At 73.2% G+C, this 22,889-nt stretch carries 17 protein-coding genes and 2 pseudogenes; 11 read left to right on the forward strand and 8 right to left on the reverse strand.

Going from position 1 to position 22,889, the window contains the following annotated elements; all coding sequences use genetic code 11:
- Positions 1–53: 53 nt before the first annotated feature.
- Both K4B79_RS07695 and K4B79_RS07700 read right to left on the reverse strand, forming a co-directional pair.
- Positions 54–269, reverse strand: coding sequence for a type A2 lantipeptide (locus tag K4B79_RS07695; protein ID WP_232025546.1), 216 nt, complete (start codon positions 267–269; stop codon positions 54–56).
- A gap of 519 nt (positions 270–788) precedes the next feature.
- Complete coding sequence (locus tag K4B79_RS07700) at positions 789–1,202, reverse strand: PaaI family thioesterase (RefSeq protein ID WP_232025547.1); 414 nt, start codon at positions 1,200–1,202, stop codon at positions 789–791.
- Between the two features lie 187 nt (positions 1,203–1,389).
- On the opposite strand from K4B79_RS07700, the gene K4B79_RS07705 reads away from it, so the two are divergent.
- Together K4B79_RS07705 and K4B79_RS07710 are read left to right on the forward strand one after the other, a co-directional pair.
- Positions 1,390–2,766: a S1 family peptidase gene (locus tag K4B79_RS07705; RefSeq protein WP_232025548.1), complete on the forward strand. Its 1,377-nt coding sequence runs from the start codon at positions 1,390–1,392 to the stop codon at positions 2,764–2,766.
- 200 nt (positions 2,767–2,966) lie between these two features.
- Positions 2,967–3,638 (forward strand): annotated as a pseudogene (locus K4B79_RS07710) (LuxR C-terminal-related transcriptional regulator); the annotation flags it as partial.
- Here the strand turns inward: K4B79_RS07710 and K4B79_RS48555 are convergent.
- The 4 genes from K4B79_RS48555 to lanKC form a co-directional block, all read right to left on the reverse strand.
- A complete protein-coding gene (locus K4B79_RS48555; protein ID WP_374208433.1) occupies positions 3,561–5,483 on the reverse strand; it encodes an ATP-binding cassette domain-containing protein in 1,923 nt (640 codons plus the stop codon). The pseudogene K4B79_RS07710 and the gene K4B79_RS48555 sit on opposite strands and share 78 nt — an antisense overlap.
- Positions 5,480–7,489 carry an ABC transporter ATP-binding protein gene (locus tag K4B79_RS07720; RefSeq protein ID WP_232025550.1) on the reverse strand — a complete coding sequence of 670 codons (2,010 nt, stop codon included), beginning with the start codon at positions 7,487–7,489 and terminating at the stop codon, positions 5,480–5,482. Before K4B79_RS07720 ends, K4B79_RS48555 begins: the two co-directional genes overlap by 4 nt.
- A gap of 91 nt (positions 7,490–7,580) precedes the next feature.
- On the reverse strand, positions 7,581–7,697 hold the full coding sequence (locus K4B79_RS07725) for a SapB/AmfS family lanthipeptide (protein ID WP_232025551.1): 117 nt from the start codon (positions 7,695–7,697) through the stop codon (positions 7,581–7,583).
- Between the two features lie 58 nt (positions 7,698–7,755).
- On the reverse strand, positions 7,756–10,365 hold the full coding sequence (gene lanKC, locus K4B79_RS07730; protein ID WP_232025552.1) for a class III lanthionine synthetase LanKC: 2,610 nt from the start codon (positions 10,363–10,365) through the stop codon (positions 7,756–7,758).
- A 197-nt stretch (positions 10,366–10,562) separates the two neighbouring features.
- On the opposite strand from lanKC, the gene K4B79_RS07735 reads away from it, so the two are divergent.
- The 6 genes and pseudogenes from K4B79_RS07735 to K4B79_RS07760 all read left to right on the forward strand — a co-directional run bounded on the left by K4B79_RS07735 (position 10,563) and on the right by K4B79_RS07760 (position 16,197).
- Positions 10,563–13,010, forward strand: coding sequence for a SpoIIE family protein phosphatase (locus K4B79_RS07735; RefSeq protein ID WP_232025553.1), 2,448 nt, complete (start codon positions 10,563–10,565; stop codon positions 13,008–13,010).
- A 56-nt stretch (positions 13,011–13,066) separates the two neighbouring features.
- The gene (locus K4B79_RS07740; protein ID WP_232025554.1) at positions 13,067–13,486 is read left to right on the forward strand and encodes a CBS domain-containing protein; all 420 of its coding nucleotides are present in this window, start codon (positions 13,067–13,069) and stop codon (positions 13,484–13,486) included.
- A 142-nt stretch (positions 13,487–13,628) separates the two neighbouring features.
- Positions 13,629–13,808: a hypothetical protein gene (locus tag K4B79_RS07745; protein WP_232025555.1), complete on the forward strand. Its 180-nt coding sequence runs from the start codon at positions 13,629–13,631 to the stop codon at positions 13,806–13,808.
- Between the two features lie 72 nt (positions 13,809–13,880).
- Complete coding sequence (locus K4B79_RS07750) at positions 13,881–14,948, forward strand: glucose-1-phosphate thymidylyltransferase (RefSeq protein WP_232025556.1); 1,068 nt, start codon at positions 13,881–13,883, stop codon at positions 14,946–14,948.
- Positions 14,945–15,130 (forward strand): annotated as a pseudogene (locus K4B79_RS07755) (NAD-dependent epimerase/dehydratase family protein); the annotation flags it as partial. The gene K4B79_RS07750 and the pseudogene K4B79_RS07755, both read left to right, overlap by 4 nt.
- Before the next feature lie 263 nt (positions 15,131–15,393).
- On the forward strand, positions 15,394–16,197 hold the full coding sequence (locus tag K4B79_RS07760) for a methyltransferase type 11 (RefSeq protein ID WP_067443491.1): 804 nt from the start codon (positions 15,394–15,396) through the stop codon (positions 16,195–16,197).
- A 91-nt stretch (positions 16,198–16,288) separates the two neighbouring features.
- Here K4B79_RS07760 and K4B79_RS07765 read toward each other — a convergent pair whose 3' ends face one another.
- A complete protein-coding gene (locus K4B79_RS07765) occupies positions 16,289–18,232 on the reverse strand; it encodes a glycosyltransferase family 2 protein (protein ID WP_232025557.1) in 1,944 nt (647 codons plus the stop codon).
- A gap of 234 nt (positions 18,233–18,466) precedes the next feature.
- Here K4B79_RS07765 and K4B79_RS07770 point away from each other — a divergent pair, with 234 nt between their 5' ends.
- The 3 genes from K4B79_RS07770 to K4B79_RS07780 all read left to right on the forward strand — a co-directional run bounded on the left by K4B79_RS07770 (position 18,467) and on the right by K4B79_RS07780 (position 21,532).
- Positions 18,467–19,279 carry an SAM-dependent methyltransferase gene (locus K4B79_RS07770; RefSeq protein ID WP_232025558.1) on the forward strand — a complete coding sequence of 271 codons (813 nt, stop codon included), beginning with the start codon at positions 18,467–18,469 and terminating at the stop codon, positions 19,277–19,279.
- Positions 19,280–19,305: 26 nt separating this feature from the next.
- The gene (locus tag K4B79_RS07775; RefSeq protein WP_232025559.1) at positions 19,306–19,806 is read left to right on the forward strand and encodes a metallophosphoesterase family protein; all 501 of its coding nucleotides are present in this window, start codon (positions 19,306–19,308) and stop codon (positions 19,804–19,806) included.
- Between the two features lie 307 nt (positions 19,807–20,113).
- The gene (locus K4B79_RS07780) at positions 20,114–21,532 is read left to right on the forward strand and encodes an MFS transporter (protein WP_232025560.1); all 1,419 of its coding nucleotides are present in this window, start codon (positions 20,114–20,116) and stop codon (positions 21,530–21,532) included.
- Positions 21,533–21,548: 16 nt separating this feature from the next.
- Here K4B79_RS07780 and K4B79_RS07785 read toward each other — a convergent pair whose 3' ends face one another.
- Positions 21,549–22,568 carry an Lrp/AsnC family transcriptional regulator gene (locus K4B79_RS07785; RefSeq protein ID WP_232025561.1) on the reverse strand — a complete coding sequence of 340 codons (1,020 nt, stop codon included), beginning with the start codon at positions 22,566–22,568 and terminating at the stop codon, positions 21,549–21,551.
- Positions 22,569–22,889 lie beyond the last annotated feature (321 nt).

The following is a 22,889-nucleotide window of genomic DNA, read 5'->3' on the forward strand; positions in this document are numbered from 1 at the left end:
AAGCCCCGGAGCCGGGATACGGCTCCGGGACTCAGTGATCACATCTGGTGCGATCAGAGACCGGAAACCAGGTTGGTGACCGCACCGGTGTTCAGGCCGGTGGCGCCCTCGACGGTGCCGACGACCGTGTTGACCAGGCCGGAGACCGGGGCAACGCCGTCCACCAGGTTGGTGACGGTGCCCAGGGCGTTCAGCTGCAGGCCGCCGGAGACGTTGTCGAGCTCGGCGTCGGAGATCTCGACGGTCTCAACCTGGGGGGTGGAGTTCATGATGGAACTTCCCTTCATATGGATATTTCACAAGGGGGGGAGCGGCCCCCTCTGGGGACAGACGGACGGCCGCGACCGCAAGCACCAGCACCTTCGTTCCCGAAGGCCCTGTCGGCCCCTGCGGTGCGATGGATCAAAGCACGCTGCGGTGGCGCGCATCCAATCAACCATCCGTCCCACCAGGGCACTTGTGCCTCATGAGCACCGTTGCGTGCAGGACTGTGCACGCCGTGGTGGCGAGTTCTTCACATGGGCCGCCGCATTGGCCCGCGCGAACTCTTGCGGTCCGGCGAGCGAATCCGACACTCCGCGCCAATGGTCGGCGTCCGTCATTCCGCCGCGCGATTCATTTCCGTGCCGTGATGCCCTTGGGGGGCAGGTGTGCAGATTCTCTGGAGGGAGGATTCGACGCCGTGTTCGCGACCGACCGTTGCGGGCCGGTTGCCGACCGTGTCAGTCCGAACGGGGTCGGGCGTCAGTCGAGAAGTGCTCGGACGTCAGTCAAGGAGTGCTCGGACGTCAGTCGAGAAGTGCGTAGACCGTGCTCGCCCGTGCCGCGGTCTTCCCGGACGCCTCGTCGGTCAGCGTGATGTCGGCGAACGCCATCCGGCGGCCCAGCTTGGTGACCACCGCTTCGATCAGGACATCCGAACCGGTCACCGCGCGCTGGAAGGACGTGGACTGCTGCACCGTCGTCATGGGTCCGTACCCGCCCCGGGCCGCCGAGACGGCGAGCACGGTCGCCGTGTCGGCGGCGGCCATCAGTGACTGCCCGGACAGCCCGCCGCCCTCCCGGGCCAGCCGCGGTGACCAGGGAAGTCGCAGGATCGCGCGGTCCTCGCCCACGGCCTCGACCCGCAGGCCCAGTTCGAGCACCCAAGGGGCGAAGTCGTCGGTGAGGATCTTGTCGGCTTCGGCGGTGGTCATCGTCATATGGGGGATTGTTCCCCCTGCCGCGGCGTCCGGCGCCGGTCATGGCCGATTCGCGGTCGCACGCGGGGCGCGCGGAAACGGAATTGAACGCCCCGCACGAGCCGTGCGTACCTCCTGCCATCCAGGCGCCCCCCAACAACTGCCGCCCGGCGGCAGCACACTCCGGTCCCTCAGGAGGTCGAGAAGTTTGAGTCACAAGCGAATTCCGAAGCGCAAGGCCGCGATAGCGGCGGGCGGTGTGGTGGCGCTCGGAGCCGCCGCCATCCTGCTCCCCAACGCCAACGCGTCCCAGGACGGCGCGTCGGACGACGCCGCCGCCGCGCCGAGGACCCTGAAGGCAGGGGATGCCTCGGACCTCGCCTCGCAACTCCAGGGCCTGCTGGGCGAAGCCTTCGCCGGTTCCTACTACGACAGTGACAGCCAGCAGCTGGTCGTCAACGTCATCTCCGGCGACGACAACAACGTGATCGTCCAGGCGAAGAAGGCGGGCGCCAAGGTCCGCGAGGTGGAGAACAGCCTCTCGGAACTGTCCGCCGGCGCGCAGACGCTGAAGACCGAGGCGACCATCCCCGGCACCTCCTGGGCCGTCGACCCGCGGACGAACAAGATCCTCGTCACCGCGGACTCCACGGTCACCGGTGCCAAGTGGGACAGACTGGAATCGACGGTCGACACCCTCGGTTCCGGCATGGCCACCATCAAGAAGTCGGCCGGCACCTTCAAGACCTTCCTCTCCGGCGGCGACGCCATCTTCGGCGGCGGCGCACGCTGCTCGGCCGGCTTCAACGTCGTCGCGGGCGACGGCAGCCCCGCCTTCCTGACCGCCGGTCACTGCGGGGTCGCGGAGGCCGCGTGGTCCGACACGGAGGGCGGCGAGCCGATCGCCACCGTCGACGCGGAGACAGCCACCTTCCCCGGTGCCGGTGACTTCGCCCTGGTGAAGTACGACGACCCGGCCACCGAGGCGCCGAGCGAGGTCAACGTCGGCGGCGGCCAGACCGTCCAGATCTCCCAGGCCGCGGACGCCGCGGTCGGCCAGGAGGTGTTCCGGATGGGCAGCACCACCGGGCTCGCCGACGGCCAGGTCCTCGGACTCGACGCCACCGTGAACTACCCGGAGGGCACGGTCACCGGACTCATCCAGACCAACGTCTGCGCCGAGCCCGGCGACAGCGGCGGCTCCCTGTTCACCCAGGACGGTCTGGCCATCGGCCTGACCTCCGGCGGCAGCGGCGACTGCACGGTCGGCGGCGAGACCTTCTTCCAGCCGGTCACCACCGCCCTGGAAGCGGTCGGCGCGACACTCGGCGCGGGCGGCGCGGCCGGCGGTGCGGGGGACCAGGCAGGCGGTGAGGAGGCCGGTGCGGGCGACCAGGCCGGTGGCGAGGAAGCCGGAGCCGGTGAGGAAGCGGGCGCGGGCGAGGAAGCGGGCGCCGGTCAGGAAGCGGGCGCCGGCGAAGAGGCCGGAGCCGGTGAGGAGGCCGGGGTCGGCGAGGACACCGGGGTCGGTCACGAGACCGGCACCGGAGCCGAGGGCGAGTCGGGTCTGACCCAGACCAACTGACCCCCGCGCCCCATGAGATGAACCCACCCCGGCCGCACCGCGGTTCCGGTCGGTGGTGGACCGGTCCGGCCCTCCGGCGGGAGGGCCGGACCGGTCTGTGCGTACGGCCCCACCACGGCCGCCGACGGCACACGAATGCCCGGCGCGAGGGTGAGGCCGACCGCGTACCCAGCAGACCCGGACCCATGCCCCCTCAGTCGATGCGCGTAGCCGCGCGCGAGCGCCGGGTGTGCGCCCCCGCGCCCCTCGATGGCCGGTTCCTCACGCCCGCGGACGGTGACGGACGCGAACAATGGGGCACGCGCTCAACACCATGTGGCGACGTTCGGTCGGCGGAGGGGGCGGAAGTGATCCGGGTGCTGTTGGTGCACGACGAGTGTCTGGTGCGATCGATCCTGGCGGAGTGGCTGCGCAGGGAACCCGATCTCGGGGTCCACGACACCTCCTGGCGCGGCGCGTCGGGACAGGTGCGCGCCGTTCGGCCGGACGTCTGCGCGGCCGACCTGGAGTGCTCCGACTCCTACGGCATCCCGCCCCTCGGCGAGCTGTGCGCCCGGGGCCCGGACCTGACCCCGCCCCGGCTGCTGGTCCTCGCCGCCGCGAACCGGCCCGGCCTGCTGAAGCGGGCCGCCGAGGTGGGGACGCTCGGCTACGTCGACAAGGAGGGCGCGCCGGAGAACCTGGTCCGGGGAATCCGCCGGGTCGCGGAGGGGAAACGTTTCGTCGACGACTCGCTGGGCTTCGGTTTCCTCAAGGCCTCGCAGATGCCGCTGACCCGCAGAGAACTGAGCGTGTTATCCCTGGCGGCGGAGGGTGCCTCCGTCGCCGAGATCGCCGGAAGCCTGCACCTGTCCCACGGGACGGTGCGCAACTACATGGCCGCCATCACCCGCAAGACCGGGGCCCGCAACCGCATCGACGCGATCCGGATCTCCCAGGGCGAGGGCTGGCTCTGACCGCCCGGAGGACGCGGTGGCCCAGCCCCCCACCAGCGCACGGTAGGGCGCCGAACCGCGTACCAACTCCTCGTGCGTTCCGTACGCCGTACGCCGCCCGTCCATCACCAGCACCCGGTCCGCCCTGCGGGCCGAGCTGATCCGGTGGGCGACGACCACGAGGGTGCCGCCGGGCCGGGCCGCGAAGGCGCGCTCGGCGCGTTCCTCCGCCGCCGGGTCCAGGTGGCAGGTCGCCTCGTCCAGCAACACCAGGGGGGCGTACGACAGATAGGCCCGGGTCAGCGCGACCAGCTGCCGCTCGCCCGCGGACAGGGCCGCCGGATCGACGGTCGCCGACGGTCCGCCGAGCGCTTCGAGCAGCGGCGCGAGTCCCACCGCCCCCGCCGCGGCGAGCAGCTCCGCCTCGGGAATCGGGTCCGGCCGGAACAGGCCGAGGTTCTCCGCGAGGGTGCCGGTGACGACGTACGCCTCCTGCGGGATCAGCACCCGCCGTCCGACCGCGCCCGGCTCCGTCACCGGCCGCCCGTCCACCCTTACCGTGCCCCGGCGGGGCCGCAGCAGCCCGGCGACCAGCGCGGTGAGCGTGGACTTCCCGATCCCGCTCGGGCCTACGACGGCCAGGTGCGCGCCGGCCGGGACGTCGAGGTCGAGATCGTCGATCACGGGGGCGCTGTGGGGGCCGTAGGCGAAGGTGACGGAGGTGAGGGAGAGGGCCGGGGCGGGGCCGGTGGGACGGGCGGGGCGGGCGGGGCGGGGCGGGTTCGAGTAGGTGCTGCCGCTGCCGCTGCCGCTGTGGCTCGTGCCGGCGCTGTCGGTGGTGCCGGTGCCGTCGGTGGTGCTCTCCCGGATCAGTCGGCGCAGCACCACGACCAGGCGGGAGCCGCTGGTGCCCAGGCCGTGGACGAGGTTGTTCAGGGCGGGAAGGAGGGAGTGGGTGACGTAGGCGAGCGCGCCGACCAGGGCGCCCGGGGTGACGCCGCGGTCGAGGAGCCAGGGCGCGGCGACGAGCAGCAGCACGATCGGCAGCTGACCGCCGAGCGCGAGGGAGGCCGCGCGCAGGACGCCCCAGCGGGCCAGGGAACGGGCGGCCCGCAGCTCCGCGTCGATCCGGCTGTCCGCCCCGGCGGCGATCCGGGCCTCCGCGCCGGTCGCGGTGATGTCCCGCAGCCCCGGGCAGACGGCCCCGAGGTTCTCGGCCAGCTCCTCGTCGGCGACCAGGAAGGTCTCCTGCCTGCGCGCCAGCGGCCGCAGCGTCGCCGCGAACAGGCCCACCCCGGCGAGCAGGGGAGGCCCGACGACCAGCAGGAGCAGCGGGTCCAGTGAGAACAGGCCGACCAGGGCGCCGACGCTGGTGAACAGGAACGACCGCGACACCATCACCAGCCCGGCGAACGTGTCCCGCGCGATCTCCACCTGCTGGGTGAGCCCCGACAGCGCCCCGGGGTCCGCCTCCCGCACCCCGCGCGCCACGACCCGCTCGACCAGCCGGTCCCGGAGCGGTTCCGCCAGCGCGGCCACCGCCGCGTACACCCGGGCCGTGCCGTACGCGCCCACGAGCACCCCGAGCCCGGCCACCCCGAGCCAGCCGAGCCCGACCTCCGGCCGCCCGGCCAGGAACCCCGCGTCCAGAGCACGGGCCGGGGCATAGCCGGTCAGGAATGTCTGCCCCGTCTCCAGCACGGACCACCCACCGAGCCGCACCAGCACCCGCCACCGGGCCCGCAGGAACCGCAGCCCGAGCCGAGAGATCCGTTCGCTCACGACGGCTCCCCCTCCCCGGCCCGACCGCGACACCCGACCCGGCTCGGCTCGTCGGGGTCGGTGCGCCGCCAGGGCTCCTCGGCTGCCCCGGTCCGGCCGTGCTCTTCAGAGAGCGGAACCGCGCCAGGTCCTTCGGCGGGCCCTCCCTCACCGGGCTCGGTGGGTGGTGCGCCCCGGCGGGAGCTCCCGCGATCACGCCCACCGCCGGACCGCCCGTTCACCCCGGCCTTCGCACTGCCCCCAACCCGGCGGCTTCCCCCGGATCCCCCGCCTGCCCCGAGCCCGCCCCTGACGTCGGCCTCGGCCTCCTCGCTTCCCTCCGTCCCCCCGAACACCGCCCGATACCCCGCCTCCTCCCACAGCTCCCCGTGCGTGCCCACCGCCCGCACCCGCCCCCCGTCCAGCCAGGCCACCCGGCCGGCGCGGGCCGCCGTGGAGGCTCGGTGGGCGATCAGGAGGCGGGTGCTGTCCGGGCCGGCGTGGACGAGGGCGTCGGTGATGTGGGTCTCGGTGACGGTGTCGAGGCTGGAGAGGGCGTCGTCGAGGACGAGCAGGCGGCCGCCGTGGGCGAACGCGCGGGCGAGACCGAGGCGTTGGGACTCGCCGCCGGAGCGGGGCGCGTCGGCGACGGCGGTGGCGTAGCCGTGGGGGAGGCGGCGGACGAAGTCGTCCGCGCGGGCGGTGCGGGCCGCCTCCCGGACCCGGGCGGGGGAGGGGGAGGCCGGTCCGAGGGCGATGGCGTCCTGGACGGTGTCGCCGAGCAGGGCGGGCCGCTCGAAGGCGTGGCCCACCGCGCGGCGCAGCGCCTCGTGGGTGAGGTCGCGCAGGGGCACGCCGTCGAGCAGGACCTCGCCCTCGTCGGGGTCGGTGAGCCGCCCGGCGACCGCGGCGAGCAGCGACTTGCCCGCGCCCGACCTGCCGACCACGGCGAGGGTCGTCCCGCCGGGCACGACGAGGTCGAGCCCGTCCAGCACGGGCCGTCCGCCGCGCCGGGCGGTGACCCCGCGCAGCTCCAGGCGCCCCGGGCCGGGCGGCAGCGAACGGGAGCCGTGGGCGGTGGCGGGTTCGGCCAGGACCTCGCCCAGGCGCCCGGCCGCCGCCCTGGCCCGGGCCAGGCCCGCGAGGTGGCCGACCAGCACGCCGACACCGGTGGCCAGGACCGCGTACCGGGAGGCCGCGAGCACCTCGCCGACGGTGAGGCGGTGCCGGACGAGGAGGACCCCGGCGACGGCGACGATCCCGAGCTGGAGCAGTGGCGCCACGGCGACGGCCTGGCCGCTCGCCCGCCCCTGCACCCGCCACATCCGGTGTCCGGCCCGGGACAGCTCGGGCAGCGGCCGCAGGATCCGGGCCGTCTCCCGGTCCGCCGCCCCGGCCGCGGCGATGGTCCGGTGTCCGGCGACGGCCTCCGCGAGCGCCCCGGCGATCCGGCCCTGCACGCGCTGGTAGTGCGTCACGCATTCCGTGGTGTCGCGGGCGAAGGCGCGCAGCAGCAGCGCCAGCACCGGCGCTCCGGCCAGGAACACCACGGCGAGCCAGGGGCTGATCAGTCCCAGTGCGACGATGCCGCCGACCGGTCCGACGACCGCGGAGAGCAGGGCGGCGCGGGCGGTCGGTGCCGTGCCGGCCTGGGCGGCGTTGCCGACGAGGCGGGCGACGAGGTCCCCGGGGCCGAAGCGGGCGGCGGCGCGCGGTCCGACGGCCAGGACGTGGCCGGTGAGCCGCCGGCGCAGCCAGGCCGTGGTGCGGGCGTCGACCGTGCCGCGCAGTACGGTCTCGCAGCCGTCGAGCAGCGCCAGCAGCAGGACGAGCCCGGCGCAGCGGAGCACCCAGTCGGTGGCCGGGGCCCGCGCCAGCAGCAGGTCCAGGGTGCGGCCCAGGGCGGCCGGCAGCAGCAGTCCGGCGCCGGTCGCGGCCGTGCTCACCAGGCACAGGACCAGACAGCGGGCGGGGGCCGGACCGAACGGCCCGTGCGGCACCGGGGCGGGTTCCGGGGCGGTGGTCATGCGGCGGCGGCCCCCTCGGCGGGTGCGGGACCCCGGGCGGCCCCTTCCTCGCGGGAAGGAACCGCCCGGGGCCGTGGACTCGCGGTGCCCGTCAGAGACAGAGCGTGAGGCTCGCCGCGCTGACGCAGGACAGCAGGCTGAGGGTGCTGGGGCCACCGCCCTCGGTGCGCTCTTCGGTCTCCATCGTCTGCAGGTCGAGAAGTGCCATGTCGTTTTCCTTCCTTCGGTGTCGTCTCCCGTGGGGACGGGGTTGCGTCACGGCTCCGTCAGGTCGCGGAACCGCGCTGTGGGGGCCGCCCGATCGGCGGCAGGAACGGCAGGTGAGCCTCGGTCCGGGTGCCGAGGGCCGCGCCGAGCGCGAGCAGGCACCCTGCCGTTCCGGTGCCCAGGTCCATCGACAGACGCATCATCTGGTGTCCTGGGAAGGCCAGTTGGCCCTGGTACGACATCGCGAACCAGCCGAGTCCGGCGATCTGTTCGGCGAGCCGTGCGTCACTCGCGCCGGGCGTGCCGGTGCGAGCGAGGTGCAGGATCATTCCGGCGCGGCCCTGGAGCAGGCCGGGCTGCACGTAGAAGCGGCTGGTCGCGGCGGTCAGGATGCCGCTCCGGGCGCGCTCGAACTCCCCGTCGGCATCGGTGACATGGGCCAGGAGGTCGTCCAGGACCATCCCGATGCCCGCACTCCCGTCGCCGAGGTACGGCAGCGTCCGCCAGCCCTCGTCGACCTCCAGCGAGCCGCCCGGGTGCGTCACACAGCACGCCAGGTCCCGGCGCAACGCCACCCCCGCAGCGTCCAACAGCCGGGTCTCACCGGTCCGTTCGTACTGCCGCAGCAGGAACAGCGCGGGCCCGGTGGCCCCTCGCATGAGCCCGGCCCGCCGCCGGGGCGTGTCGGCCGGCGGTTCCGCGAGACGTCGTACGAGGATGTCGGCGGCCTCGGCGGCGCGGTCCCGCAGCTCCGGCTCGCCGGTCGTCCGCGCCAACTCGCCTAGCACCAGACCCAGTCCGGCAAGGCCACCGTGCAGGTCGGAGGAGAGGTTCTGCCAGCGCTCGGCGAGGATCGCCCCGATCAGGTCGAGCGCGCGCTGCCGGTGTCCGAGCCGGTCCAGGACGTGGGCGACGCCCGCGAGTCCGTCGTACAGCCCGAGTGGCGTGCCCGTCGGCGCGGGCGCGGTGCGGGCCAGCAGCCAGCGCTCGCCCTCCTCGTGGCGTTCGGCGCCGACCGCGTCCAGCGCGTACAGCACGCCGGCCGCGCCGTGCGCGAGACCGAGGCCGCCGCCGTCGTTGAACTGTGTGATGTCGCCCGGGAAGAGCCGGTCCTCGCGGTCGGGGGTGGCCGAGGCGAGGATCGCCTTGACCATGGAGTCGCGGCTGTAGGGCCAGTCGCCGGGGTCGGCATAGGCGGCCGGCAGTGCGGACGACGGCCGCGCGACCGGGTCCCGGGCGATCTCCGCGACCGCCTCGTCGAGGAACTCCCTCGGCACGTCCGGGAACTGACGGGTGATCACCTCGGCCAGATGGGCCGCCTTGCCCCGGTCGACCACGAACAGCGTGGTGACGGGCAGGAACAGGGCGAGCCGCAGACAGGCCAGCGCGTACCGGTCGACGTCCACGCCCCTGCGGTCGGGCGGGGCGAAGAAGCCGGGATGGGCGACCACCTGGCGCCCGTTCTCCGTGACCGGTGCCGCGGCCTCGAAGTCGAGCAGGGACACCGACTCCTCGTCGGGCGCGACCATGATGTTGAAGACGTGCAGGTCGTTGAAGACGATCCCGCGCGCGTGCACCGCCTCCACCGCCCGCTCCACCAGCCCGTGGATGCGCAGTGCCCACGCGGTGTAGTCGGCCACGGCCTCGGGGTCGGGGTCCGGGGTGAGCAGCGGGTGCCGCTCGGCGAAGAAGGAGTTGAGCGGGCGTCCCTCCAGGAAGTCCATGACGAGGAACCGGTGGTCACCGAGCGTGAACCAGTCCCGTACCTCCGGCACCACACCGGTCCCCGACGCCTGCTCCAGGGCGTACTTCTCCCGCTCCAGGCGCGCGATCGCGTCCGCCCCGTCGGAGGCCAGCCCCGCGTGCGGCCGCCCCTCCTTGAGCACCACCCTGCTCCCGTCGCGGGTGTCGGTGCCCGCGTACACCCCGCCACCGTTGGAGAAGTGCAGCGCCTTCTCGATGCGGTACGGCAGCTCGCCCACCGTCGTGGTGTTGCGGGCCGCCAGATGCGGCTGGAGGAAGGCGGGCAGCGTCACCCACTCGGGCACCTGGAAGGAGGGCGCCCGCCGGTCCGGCACCAGCGTGCCCGCGCCGTCCCGCACCGCCGGCACCAGCGAGCCCCGCTCGTCGACGACGAAGGTGCGCGCGAAGGCGCCGTAGCGGACGTAGAGCGGACCGTCGTACCAGCGCAGATCGGTGAGGATGTAGGGCCCCTCGAAGCCTTTCAGCAGGTCGCCCAGCTCGCGCAGCACGGTGTGCAGCTGCTCCTCGTCGGCCGGGTAGACGGTGACGAACTTGCCGCTGGTGTCGCGCGCCGCGTACTTGGTGTTGCGCAGGTGCAGCAGGTGCGGGCCGGGCACGAACTTGAACGGGATGCGCCGGGGCACGCAGTACTCCCACACGATCGCGGCGATCCGCTCCGCGTTCGCCCGGGTGGCCGAGGCGTGGATCTTCCAGCCCTGGGCCGGGCCCGCCACCGGGGCGCCGTCCGGGCCGAGCGGCGTCAGCGTCAGCCAGTCGCCGATGCGTGACCCGTCCCAGCCCTCGGGCACCGCCCGCCGCGCCGCCTCGTACAGCGGCGCCGCCTGCCCACCCTCCGCGGACAGCCGGTCCGGCGTCTCGTAGAAGTGTCTGTCGGCGAGCGCGTACACCTCGTACCGCTTGTCCATGCGACCCCCTCCGTGGAACCGGCAACGAGCCTTCCAGTGGGCCGACGGGTGCGGACAGTCACGGCTGTCACGAGATCGCCGTGCGGAACGCATGCGTCAAGTCTTGTTCGGTCGGTTTCGAGCGCGGCCTCCGCGCGGGCTCCACGGAACGGTCACAGGGGCTGCGCACGTGCCGGATACGCGCTGTAATGGCGGACGTGGTCAGTGAGGGCGCTGCGGGACGCAGATCGAGAACCGTGCGTGCCGAAGACGCCCTGAAAACGCTCACCACCGATCCCGACTCGCGCGAACGGCTCCGCCGCGTCCTGGAGCAGGCACTGGTCTTCGCGGGAGCGACCTTCGCCGCCGTGTACACCCCCAGTGCGGACGGCGACCCGCTCTGCCTGGTCGAGTCCGTCGGCGTCCCCAGGACCTTCTACGGTCTGCGGGACAGCTACACCCGCTCGGGGCGCTCCCCGGTGGCCGAGGTGCTGCGTACCGGACGCCCCCTGTGGCTGGGCCCCGCGGAGCTCGCCGCCTTCCCGGAGTCCCGGCGGACCCCTGCGCGGGAGTTCTCCCTGGCCGTCCTGCCCGGCCAGGGGGACGGCGGCGGGACCTGCCTGCTCGCGGTGAGCGAGGAGGCGGCCGGCTTCGACAGCGAGGGCCGAGCCTGCCTGGAACTGATCGCCGACGCCGTGATCGGCCCGGTCCTGGGCCGCCCGGCCGAGGGCGAGGAACTCCAGTCGGGCGCCTTCAGCCTCGCCATGGACAGCGGACGCGTCGAGGTCGGCGACGACATCCTGGAGCTGTTCGGCCTCTCCCGTGAGGCGTTCGACGGCAAGGTCGAGACCCTGCTCGGGCTGACCGTGCCCGAGGACCTGCCCTCCCTGATGTCCGTGGTGGAGGCCGACCACATGTCCATCGGCGAGCGCGAGCTGGAGTTCCGGGTGCTCCAGCCCACCGGACCACCCCGGTGGCTGCGGCTGAGCGGCCGGCTCCTGCCCGGCGGTGAGGGCCGTCCGGCCCGGCTGGTGGGCACGGTCGGCGACGTCTCCGCGCTGCGCTCCGACGTCACCGACGTGGCCCGGGTGCAGCGCCTGGCCGCAGCCCTCGCCGTCGCCGGCACCGTCCACGACGTAAGCCAGGCCGTCGTCTCCGCGCTGCGCGGCCCGCTCCAGGCCGACCGGATCGCCCTCGCCGAGCTGGAGAACGAACGGCTCGTCGTCACCGTCCTCGACCCGCCCGAACCGGAGGCCTGGCCCGAGCTGTGGCGCATGGAGTGGCGCAGCGAGTGGCCCGACGCGCCGGTGCGGGCCATGCCCACGCTCGCCGCCGCGCTGCGCGAGGGCCGCGCCCAGATCTGGCCCGCCGGAGCCGCCCTGGAGCCCGCCCTCGCCGACGTCGGCCCCGGCGGCCTCGCCGTACTGCCGCTGCCCGCCGCCGGCCGGATGGCCGGGGCCTGTCTGATCGGCTGGGACGCCCCGCACGACTTCGGCACCGACGAACGCGCCCTGCTCACCGCCTCCGCCGGCCTCGCCGGACAGGCCCTGATGCGCGCCCACGCCTTCGACGCCGAGCACGAACTCGTCGGCATGCTCCAGCGCCAGCTGCTGCCCCGCCGCCTGCCCAAGCTGCCCGGCGCGGTCGCCGTCGCCCGCTACCTGCCGAGCACCGCGGGACTGGAACTCGGCGGCGACTGGTACGACGTGATCCCGCTGCCCGACAACCACGTCGCCCTCGTCATCGGCGACGTCCAGGGCCACAGCGCGGGCGCCGCCACCCTCATGGGCCAGATGCGCACCGCGCTGCGCGCCTACGCCGTCGAGGGGCACCCGCCGGACGTGGTCGTCTCGCACGCCAACCGGCTGCTGACGGACATGGAGACCGACCTGTTCGCCACCTGCGCCTACGTCGACGTCGACCTGGAGGAGGGCTCCGCCTGGTGCGTGCGCGCCGGACACCTGCCGCCGGTGCTGCGTCACCCGGACGGCAGTACGGAGATCGCCGAGGCCGAGGGCGGGCCACCGCTGGGCGTGGTCACCCAGGCCGACTTCCCGATGAGCCCGCTGCGACTGCAACCCGGCACCGTCATCGCCCTGACCACCGACGGCCTCGTCGAGACCACCGAGGACGACATCGACGTGGGCATGGACCGCTTCGCGCACGGCCTGGCCGTCTCCGACCCCACCCACCTGGGCCTCGTCGCCGACGCCCTGCTCGGCAACGCCCGCCGCAGCGACGACGTCGCCCTGCTCCTGCTGCGCTACGACGGCATGGCCACCCGCCCCCAGCGCGAGGGCTGGACCGTGTGGCGCGTTCCGCAGGCCGTCGGCCAGGCCCGCCGCTTCACCCGCCGCACCCTGCGCACCTGGGGGGTGCCGGCGGACGACATGGACGCCGTGCTGCTGGTCGTCTCCGAACTCGTCACCAACGCCCTCGTGCACACCGACGGCCGGGTCCGCCTCGACCTCACCCGGATCAACCACCGGCTGCGCGTCGCCGTCACCGACGCCTCCCCGCGCACCCCGGTCAAGCCCACCAGCATCGGCTGGGAGGCCACCGGCGGACGCGGCATCCTCCTGGTCGAGGCACTGTCGGCCGCGTGGGGGACCGTGCCGGTCAGCGGCGGCAAGCAGGTCTGGAGCGAACTGACGCTGCGCGGGTGAGGACGGCCCGCCCAGCGGGGTACCCGGGGCCGAGACACCCGACAAGGAGGCACGTCATGCCCCAGCACGTCAGCGACATCATGACCTCCGCGCCCGTCACCGTGGAACCGCAGACCTCCGTGACCGCGGTGGCCCGCATCATGCGCGACCAGGACCTGGGCGCCGTCCTGGTGACGGACGGAGACGACCTGCGCGGCCTGGTCACCGACCGCGACCTGGTGGTGCGCTCGCTCGCCGACGGCGGCGACCCCGAGCAGACCACCGTCGCCGGCGCGTGCAGCGACGACCTGGTCACCGTGACCCCCGAGGACGACCTCGACCGCGCCATCGAGCTCATGCGCGAGCACGCCGTACGCCGCATCCCGGTCGTCGACCACGGCCGCCCCGTCGGCATCGTCGCCCTCGGCGACCTGGCCATGGAACGCGACCCCGAGTCGGCCCTGGGCGACATCAGCGCGGCCCGCCCCAACACCTGAGCACTCGTACGAGTGACATGCGTGTGCGGTGCGGGGGACGAGCCGTCCGGTTTGACCGGAGTGTGGCAGGGGACCCGGAGGCGCGGACAGAACCGTCGCAGCCGCAACGACGGTCCGAACGACAGAAGGAAGATGAAGCGCCGTGACCGCGCAGACCAGTGAGAAACCCGTCGCCCGTCGGCCCGAGACAGGGTGGTCCAGGGCCCGCCGCCTGCGCGGCACGCACGCCCTGCGGACCTGGCTGCCGGCCGTCGAGGAGAAGAGCGTGCCGCACGCTCCGCGGCCCGCCACCGAGGGGAACATCGTCCGCGGCGAGGACTGAACCCGTGGTGGTGCCGTAACGTCCAAGCCACGCACTCGCCATGGTCCGTTCGGGCGGGCTAGGGTGAGGCAGATGAAGGCACTCGTGCTGTCCGGCGGCGCCGGGACACGGTTGAGGCCGATCACGCACACCTCGGCCAAACAACTGGTACCAGTGGCGAACAAGGCTGTCCTCTTCTACGGCCTGGAATCCATCGCCGCGGCCGGTATCACCGACGTGGGAATGATCGTCGGCGACACCGCCGCGGAGATCCAGGAGGCCGTGGGGGACGGGTCGAAGTTCGGCCTGGACATCACCTACATCCCCCAGGAGCGCCCCCTCGGACTTGCCCACGCGGTACTGATCGCCCGGGAGTTCCTCGCCGACGACGACTTCGTGATGTATCTCGGCGACAACTTCATCGTCGGCGGCATCACCGACCTCGTCGACGAGTTCCGCACCCACCGTCCCGACGCCCAGATCCTGCTCACCCAGGTGCCCGACCCGCGGTCCTTCGGCGTCGCCGAACTCGGCCCGGACGGACAGGTGATCGGCCTGGAGGAGAAGCCGGAACACCCCAGAAGCGATCTCGCGCTCGTCGGCGTCTACCTGTTCACGCCCCGCATCCACCAGGCCGTCGACGCCATCGAGCCGTCCTGGCGCGGCGAACTGGAGATCACCCACGCCATCCAGCACCTCATCGACAGCCGCGCCGAGGTCCGCTCCACGGTCATCAACGGCTACTGGAAGGACACCGGCAACGTCGGCGACATGCTGGAGGTCAACCGCAGGGTCCTGGAGACCCTGGAGCCCCGCATCGACGGCGAGGCCGACGAGGAGTCCGAGACCATCGGCCGGGTCGTCGTGGAGGAGGGCGCGCGCATCGTGCGCTCCCGCGTCGTGGGCCCCGTGGTCATCGGCGCCGGGACCGAGGTCGTCGACTCCTATGTGGGACCTTTCACCTCCATCGCCGAGAACTGCCGAGTCACCGACAGCGAGCTGGAGTTCTCCATCGTGCTGCGTGACTCCTCGATCCGCGGTGTGGGACGGATCGAGTCCTCGCTCATCGGCCGCCACGTCGAGGTGACCCCGGCGCCCCGGGTGCCCAGCGCCCACCGCCTCGTCCTCGGTGACCACAGCAAGGTGCAGATCCATCCATGAACCTTCTCGTCACCGGTGCCGCGGGGTTCATCGGCTCCACCCACGTCCGGGCACTGCTCGCCTCCCCCGAGTCCGACGCGTTCCGGAGCACGGTGCCGGACAAGCTGACCTACGCCGGCACCCTGGGCAACCTCGAACTCGACGGTCCCCGACCGGAGTTCGTGCAGGGCGGCATCCGCGACGAACTCGGCCACCGCCCCCGGCACGACGTCGCGGCCGGCCTCGCCCTCGCCGGAATGCCCGGCCGGCCCGTCCTGACCACCGAACTTCCGGACGGCGGCGCCTTCGCGCGCACCGCCCGGTTCCGTCGCGACACCGTGGACGTCGTCGACGATCATCGCGCTCTCGCGCACGGCGGCCGGCAGCAGCCGGGCCTGCCGTCGCTGCGTGACCGGCGCACAGCCCTGCACGAAGCCCTTACCCGGATCCGCAAGGAGTGCCCCGCGTGAAACGCCATGAGTTCCTCCGGGAGCTGCACAAGGTCAGCGCCAACCGCAACTACCTGGAGATCGGCGTCAACGACGGCCGCAGCCTGACGTTGTCCCGCGTCCCCAGCATCGCGATCGACCCCGCCTTCAAGGTGGTCACGGAGATCCGCACCGACGTCCACCTGGTGAAGGCCACCAGTGACGACTTCTTCGCTCGCGACAACCCCCTCCAGCACCTCAAGGGGGGCCGCCACCCGCTGCGCAACCTGCGCCGCGGCCGCAGCCCGATCGGCTACTGGCGCAAGACCAGCCTCGACCTGTCGTTCATCGACGGCATGCACCTGTTCGAGTACGCGCTGCGCGACTTCATGAACGTGGAGAAGTACTCGGACTGGGGCAGCGTGATCGTCCTCGACGACATGCTGCCGCGCAACATCGACGAGGCGGCCCGCGACCGGCACACCGGTGCTTGGACCGGTGACGTCTACAAGGTGGTGGAGATCCTCAACCGCTACCGTCCCGAGCTGGTGACCGTCCTGGTCGACACGCAGCCCACCGGTCAGCTGGTGGTCTTCGGCGCCGACCCGGACAACACCGTGCTGCACGACAAGTACGACGAGATCATGGCCGAGTTCGAGGTGCCCGACCCGCAGAAGGTGCCCGAGGCGATCCTGGAGCGGGTGCAGGCGGTGACGCCCGAGAAGCTGGTCGGGGCGCCGTTCTGGCGGCCGCTGGTGAAGGCCCGCAACCTCGGCATCCCGCGCTCCCGTGGCTGGGAGCCGCTGCGCAAGTCCCTGGAGGACCTCGCCGCCAAGCACTGAGCTCCGGCTCGGCAGAGCCTGGGTCCGGACCCCGCAGAGGGTCCGGACCCAGGCTCTCGTGCTGTCCGGCCCCCGTGCGGGGTTCGTGCGGTCAGCCCCGGCGCGCCTTGAGCCGGTTCGCCGCCGAGCGCCGCACCCGTCCGAGCACGCGCCGCGCCCTGCGGGCCAGTCGCCGCACGGCACCGGGCACGGGAGGACGCACCACCTGTACTCCGCCCGCCCCGGCGCGCAGGCCGAGCGGCAGCGGCAGGAAGCGCGGCTCGTCCGCACCGGGGACCAGGCACAGGGCCAGCCGCCGGGGCGTGCCCTTGAGTTCGGCGACCGGCACGGCGGCCTCCAGGACCGACCCCTCGCCGTCCGGGGCGAGTGTGCCGGGAACGTCGAGGGAACCGCTCGCGGCGGTGAGCCGCAGCACCACCGCGGTGTCACCGGGGACGTACACCGGCACGGGCACACGGATCCGGTCCTCGGTGACGGTCGCCTTGGTGACCTCGGACAGGCCGAGGCGCTTGGTCGCCCGGTCGACGTCCAGGGCGAGATGGCCCTTCACGGTCCAGTACGGCAGGACCACCCGGCCGGCCGCCACACCGGCGGGCGCGGCGGCGTCGCCCTTGCGCGGACTCGGTCCCAGCCGGCACTCCTTGGTCCAGCCGCCCAGCCTCACGCGGACGAGAGCGTCCCACAGGCCGGGCTCCGGCGGGACACCGTCCGCGGCGCTGGCGGGGTCGACGGTCGCGGTGGCCCGCAGCACCAGCCGGACCCGCTCGCCGTCGCCCACCGGGACCATCTTCCGGGTGACGTCCACCGACTGGAAGTACTGGGCGGAGGAGGAACGTTCGCGCAGCAGCAGATCCACCGTGGCCTTCCCGAACGCGCTCACCGTGTCGGCGCTCACCAGGGCGATCGCCTCGGCCACGTCCTTCGGGGCACCCCCGGTCGCGGCACCCGAAGGACCGGACGGGAACGTCATCACCGCACCGGCGGCCCGGTACTCGGCGGTGAGGTCGACCACGAGCGAGCCACCCTCCCACCGGATGCCGCCCGGCTCGGCCCGGACGGCCACGGAGGCCTCCCACTCCGCGAACGCCACCAGGTCGTCGAGGCGGTCGGCGGCGATCAGCGCGGCGATGATCCGCTGGGTCAGCGGCAGCCCCGCCGCGACACCGGGCGCGAAACGCTCCACCACCACACCGTGGATCTCCCGGAAGAGCTCCTTGCGGTAGTCCTCCGGCGCCGTCAGCAGACGCTTGCCGCGCATCCGCTCGACCATCTCGATCCGCAGCCAGCGCCGGTGCAGCCGGTCGCGCACCGGCCCCGGCTCGGTGTACCGGTCGACGACGTCGAGAGCCTCGCGCAGGTTCTTGAAGTAGCCCACCGGGTCGAAGCGCTGGAAGCCCGCGTTGGAGGCGTCGTCGCGTTTGACGTGGTAGTAGCAGACGTAGTCGCTCAGCACCGACACATTGCCGGCCCGCAGATAGGCCTCGGTGACGAAGACATGGTCCTCCAGCCGCCGCCTGCCCTCCGGGAAGCGCAGTCCGATGTCGTCGAGGAACTCCCTGCGGAACATCTTGTGCGGGGTGAGGCTGTCGATCAGCGGGGCGTTCTCCACGCTCGCACGAGGGTGGTTGCGGCGGAACAGCTCCACCGGCACGCCCCTGCCCTTGCCCGCCATCTTCCCGACGACGACGTCGGCGGAATGGGCGACGCCGTAGTCGTACATCCGCTCCAGGGCCTCGTCGCCGAGGTAGTCGTCGTTGTCGACGAACATGACGTACTCGCCCTTGGCGGCGGCGATGCCGACGTTGCGGGGCTTGCCCGACCAGCCGGAGTTCTCCTGGTGCACGACCGTGACCCGGGGGTCCTCGGAGGCGAGCGCGTCCAGCCGGGCGGGCGTGCCGTCGGTGGAGCCGTCGTCGACGAAGATCACCTCGTACTCGTCCGGGGGCAGCGACTGTCGCTGGAGTGAGGTGATGCAGTCCTCGATGTAGATCCCCGGGTTGTAGACAGGGATGATGACGCTGACCTTGACCGGCATCGGTCTTCGGGCCCCCTTGGTTCGCTCGCCGCACGATTTGGGCTGATGCGCGTTGGCAGATGCTAGCGCCACGGGGTGAGTTGTCCATCTTCGCCCCCGGCTCGGCGTGCCCGGCACCCGCGGCGGCGCGCGGGACGGGACGGCACGGGTGGGAGCGGCAACGCGGCCCGGTACCAAGGGAGTTCGGCTACGGTGTGCGGTGGCCGACGAACGGCGGGGAGGGGAGCGGAGCCGATGCACGGGCATCCGACCGGTGGAACGTCGATCAACTCCTCCGTGGCGCACCCCGCGCGGGTCTACAACGCCTGGCTCGGCGGCCGGGACAACTACCCCGCCGACCAGGAGGCCGCCGAGCTGGCCGCCGCGGCCAACCCGAGGATCGTCCCGGCCGTCCGCGCCAACCGCGCCTTCCTGGGGCGGGCCGTCCGCGAGCTGTCCCAGGCGGCGGGCATCCGCCAGTTCCTCGACATCGGCACCGGCATCCCGACGGCGGACAACACCCACGAGGTGGCCCAGCGCGTCGACCCCGGCGCCCGCGTGGTCTACGTCGACAACGACCCGATCGTCCTGGCCCACGCCCGCGCGCTCCTCGTCAGCACCCCGCAGGGAGCGACGGACTACGTGGAGGCCGACGTCCGCGACGTCGACCGCATCCTCGCCGTGGCCCGGCAGACCCTCGACCTGTCCCGCCCCGTCGGCCTCATGCTCGTGGCGATCCTCCAGTACGTCCCGGACGCCGACGACCCGCACGGCATCGCACGGCGGCTCCTGGACGCCCTCGCCCCGGGCAGCCATCTGGTGCTGTCCCACCCGGCCGCGGACATCGGCGCCGAGGAGGTCGCCGCGTCGATGCGCGTCTACAACCAGCGCGCCGCCGAGCGGGCCGGCGCGACACCCCGTACGCACGCCGAGGTCACCCGGTTCTTCGACGGCACCGACCTGCTGGACCCGGGGGTCGTGGAGCTGCCCCGGTGGCGCCCCGGACCCGACGACGAGCCCGCCCCCGCCGGGCTGCCCATGTGGTGCGGAGCCGGCCGCAGGCCCTGATCGCCGGGCCCCTCTAGGCTGACCCCGTGCGTCTGCTGCTGATGTCCGACACCCACCTCCCCAAGCGTGCCAAGGCCCTGCCCGCGCCGCTGCTCGCCGAACTCCCGCACGCGGACGTCGTGTTCCACGCCGGGGACTGGGTCGACACCGCCACCCTGGACCTGCTGCAGAGCCACAGCCGCAGACTCGTCGGTGTGTACGGCAACAACGACGGGCCGCAGCTGCGGGCGAGGCTGCCCGAGGTGGCGTACGCCGACCTCGACGGCCTGCGCTTCGCCGTGGTCCACGAGACCGGAACCGCCCAGGGCCGCGAGGCGCGCTGCGCCGCCCGCTTCCCGGACACCGACGTCCTGGTGTTCGGGCACAGCCACATCCCCTGGGACACCACCGCCCCCACCGGCCTGCGCCTGCTCAACCCCGGCTCCCCGACCGACCGCCGCCGTCAGCCCCACTGCACCTACATGACGGCGACGGTCGACGGCGGCACCCTCACGGACGTGGAGCTGCACCGCCTGCCGCCCCGGTAGCCGAGCCGGGGGCCGCCACTGTCGGTGCCCCCTGTCACCAAGGAACCATGGCCGATACACCGATGTCCCTCCTCCGGCACGCGGTGAGCCCCACGAGGCACACGGGCTCGCCCCGCTCCGTCCTCCTGGAGCGGCGGGGGATGCACTGAATCGCCACCGTAGGCCGTGTCGATGGAAGGAATCCTCCATCTCCCGGCTCTGGCTGGGGCACCCCCTGCCTCCCTTCCCACGCTGAGTCGTGGTCGGCCAGGACGCCCCGCGGGCCGGGGCCGGGCCGACGTGACGACGACGGTGGAGAGGAACCCCGATGACCGCTGAGCACGTGCTGACGCCCACGGCGTACCGAGGGCGGTGGGTGGCGCTGACCGCCCTGCTGCTCGGTGAGGCGATGAACCTGTTGGACGCGACCGTGGTGCAGGTCGCCGCACCGAGGATCCACGCCGGTCTGGGCGGGTCGGTGTCCGACATCCCGTGGTTCACGACCGCCTACACGCTGCCGTTCGCGGTGCTGCTGATCACCGGTGGCCGGCTGGGTGACATCGCCGGGCGCAAGCGGTTGTTCGTGATCGGGGTGATCGGTTTCATGGTCGCGTCCGTCGCCTGCGCGGCGGCGCCCACGGTCGGCCTGCTGCTCGCCTTCCGGGTGGTGCAGGGAGCCGCGGCGGCCGTGATCGTCCCGCAGACCATCGGCCTGATCAAGGCGATGTTCGCCGGCCCCGAGATGTCCAGGGCGCTGGGCACCATCGGCCCGGTGACGGGGCTCGCCGCCGTCTGCGGACCGGTGCTCGGCGGGGTGCTCACCCACGCCGACCTGTTCGGCTCCTCGTGGCGCGCCGCCTTCCTGGTGAACGTCCCCGTCTCGCTGGTCGTCCTCGCGCTCTCGCCCCGCCTGATGGAGAACCGCGCCCCCGAACGGCCCACCCTCGACGTGACCGGCACCGTGCTGGCCATGGCTGGTGTCGGTCTGGTCGTGTACCCGTTGGTCGGGGCCGGTCCGACCGCCGTGTCGGGGTGGCACTGGGCGGCCCTCGCGGCCGGTTCGTGCCTGATCGTGGTGTTCGCGGTGCATCAGCGGGCGGTCGCTGCTGGCGGGCGCAGCCCGCTGGTGGAGCCGAGTCTGTTCACCCACCGCGGCTTCCCGGCCGCCCTGGTGACCTCGATGTCCTTCTTCGCGGTCACCAACGGTGTGATGACCGTCGTCGTCCTGCAGCTCCAACTCGGCCTGGGCGCCGACGTGCTGACGGCCGGACTGACCCTCGCTCCGTGGTCGCTGGGCCTGGCCGTCGCCTCCTGGGTGGCCGGAGCTTGCCTGGTCACGCGCCACGGCCACCGCGTGATGACCCTCGGGCTGGCTGTGCTGCTGGTCGGCGCGCTGGGTGCCGTCGCCGTCTACCACGCGGCCGACCCGCACCGGTACCCGGCACCGCTGCTGCTCGCGCTCGGGGTCGTGGGACTCGGCGCGGGACTGTTCGCCCCGGCGTTCTTCACCCTCGCGCTCCGGCCGCTGCGACCGCAGGAGATCGGCTCGGCCGCCGGCCTGCTGAACGCGGTCCAGCAACTGGGCGCCACACTCGGGGTGGCCGTCCTCGGCAGCGTCTACCTGAGGAGCGCCGGCGACGGCGGTGCCCCTGCCGCGCTGCACGCCGTCCAGGCCGCCGTCTGGGCCGGCGTGGCGCTGGTCGTGGCCGCCCTGGCCACCAGCCGGATGATGACCCGGACCCCGTAGCGTCGGCCGCGGGCTGTCACAGCCGCGTGCGGGCCGGGGCGGGCGGCCGCCTGGCGCGGGCCGGATCCGTGACGACGGGGCTCGCGGCCTTGAGGTTGCGCAGGACCGGGCTGCTCTCCAGGCTGTGGACGGCGTCCAGCGAGCCCAGGCGCCGGGTCAGGTAGTGGTGCAGGTCGGCGGGGTCGCGGCACAGGGCCTGGGCCACCAGGTTGGTGGGCCCCGTGGTCGCGGCGACATAGGCCAGTTCGTCGTGACCCGCCAGCGTCGTCGCCACGCTCTCCAGCCGCGCCGGGGGCACCGACATCCACAGCAGCGCCCTGGTGTGGGCGCCGAAGTGCCCGGCGTCGACCTCGACGTCGTAGAAGACGGCGCCGCCGGCCCGCAGGTCCGCCAGCCGGCGGGCCACGGTGGCCGGGGACCAGCCGGTCGCCCGGGCCAGCTCCGCGTGGGTGGCGCGCCCGTCCTTCTGGAGGGCGAGCAGCAAGTCGGTGTCGCCGTCGGTGAGTCGGCGCGGCACGGGGACGTACGAGCTCTCGGCCTCCTGGTGTTCGCGCAGCAGGCGCTGCTGGTCCTCGTCCAGGGTGTCGGCGCTGCGACGCCAGTGCGTCGGTCCGCCGAGGTAGGTGTGCAGGACGCAGTGCGCGGACACGGCGGTGACGGCGCTGGTGCGTGGAATGTCGCGCAGGAGAAGGGAGTTGCCCGCGTCGGCCGCGGTCGGCGCGTGGACGATCGCGACGATCTCGGTGCCACCGGAGGCGAGTTTCACCCAGGAGGTGTCCTGCCGGCGCACGAGCGCGTGGGCCAGGTCCTGTGCGGAGCCCGCCGCCGCGGTGAGCCGCAGCAGCCACTGGGTCCGGCCCGCCCGATGGGGGTCCGGCAGTCCCACGACCCTCAGGGACGCCTCGCCGCGCAGCCGGCGGTAGCGGCGCGCGACGGTCTGCGGGGAGACGTCGAGGGCCGTGGCGATCCGGCTGAACGGGGCGCGGCCGTCGATGTGCAACGCGTGGATCAGGGCACGGTCGAGGTCATCCAGCATGCGCCCATCCTGCACTCCCGTGTCCGGCCATCGCTCAGTCGTTCAGTCACCTGAACATGAATCATGTGCACGTCTATTGACGCGTCCACGGCAACTACCTACCTTCCTGGGAAAGCGCTTCCTGTCCGTCATGCGGGGTCCGGTCGTCCGGTGGCCGTTCATGTAGTTGAACCAGCCGCATCGTCGCGCGAGGGAGCCCCCAGAGCAAGGGGCCGGCTGCCCGCACGTGCTCCACCGCACCGGACCACCCCCTTCAGGGCCCACGGACGGCCTGCCGACCGGCAGGCCGACAGCGAGCAACCGAAGACCGAATGGGGAAGC

Source organism: Streptomyces lincolnensis (genome assembly GCF_021173675.1).
GTDB classification, from domain to species: Bacteria; Actinomycetota; Actinomycetes; order Streptomycetales; family Streptomycetaceae; genus Streptomyces; species Streptomyces lincolnensis_B.

What these genes read in the sequence shown, in the direction of transcription:
- K4B79_RS07695 (WP_232025546.1), bottom strand. Translation starts at nt 269, where the DNA reads ATGAACTCCACCCCCCAGGTTGAGACCGTCGAGATCTCCGACGCCGAG.
- K4B79_RS07700 (WP_232025547.1), bottom strand. Translation starts at nt 1,202, where the DNA reads ATGACGATGACCACCGCCGAAGCCGACAAGATCCTCACCGACGACTTC.
- K4B79_RS07720 (WP_232025550.1), bottom strand. Translation starts at nt 7,489, where the DNA reads ATGACCACCGCCCCGGAACCCGCCCCGGTGCCGCACGGGCCGTTCGGT.
- K4B79_RS07725 (WP_232025551.1), bottom strand. Translation starts at nt 7,697, where the DNA reads ATGGCACTTCTCGACCTGCAGACGATGGAGACCGAAGAGCGCACCGAG.
- lanKC (WP_232025552.1), bottom strand. Translation starts at nt 10,365, where the DNA reads ATGGACAAGCGGTACGAGGTGTACGCGCTCGCCGACAGACACTTCTAC.
- K4B79_RS07740 (WP_232025554.1), top strand. Translation starts at nt 13,067, where the DNA reads ATGCCCCAGCACGTCAGCGACATCATGACCTCCGCGCCCGTCACCGTG.
- K4B79_RS07750 (WP_232025556.1), top strand. Translation starts at nt 13,881, where the DNA reads ATGAAGGCACTCGTGCTGTCCGGCGGCGCCGGGACACGGTTGAGGCCG.
- K4B79_RS07765 (WP_232025557.1), bottom strand. Translation starts at nt 18,232, where the DNA reads ATGCCGGTCAAGGTCAGCGTCATCATCCCTGTCTACAACCCGGGGATC.
- K4B79_RS07770 (WP_232025558.1), top strand. Translation starts at nt 18,467, where the DNA reads ATGCACGGGCATCCGACCGGTGGAACGTCGATCAACTCCTCCGTGGCG.
- K4B79_RS07780 (WP_232025560.1), top strand. Translation starts at nt 20,114, where the DNA reads ATGACCGCTGAGCACGTGCTGACGCCCACGGCGTACCGAGGGCGGTGG.
- K4B79_RS07785 (WP_232025561.1), bottom strand. Translation starts at nt 22,568, where the DNA reads ATGCTGGATGACCTCGACCGTGCCCTGATCCACGCGTTGCACATCGAC.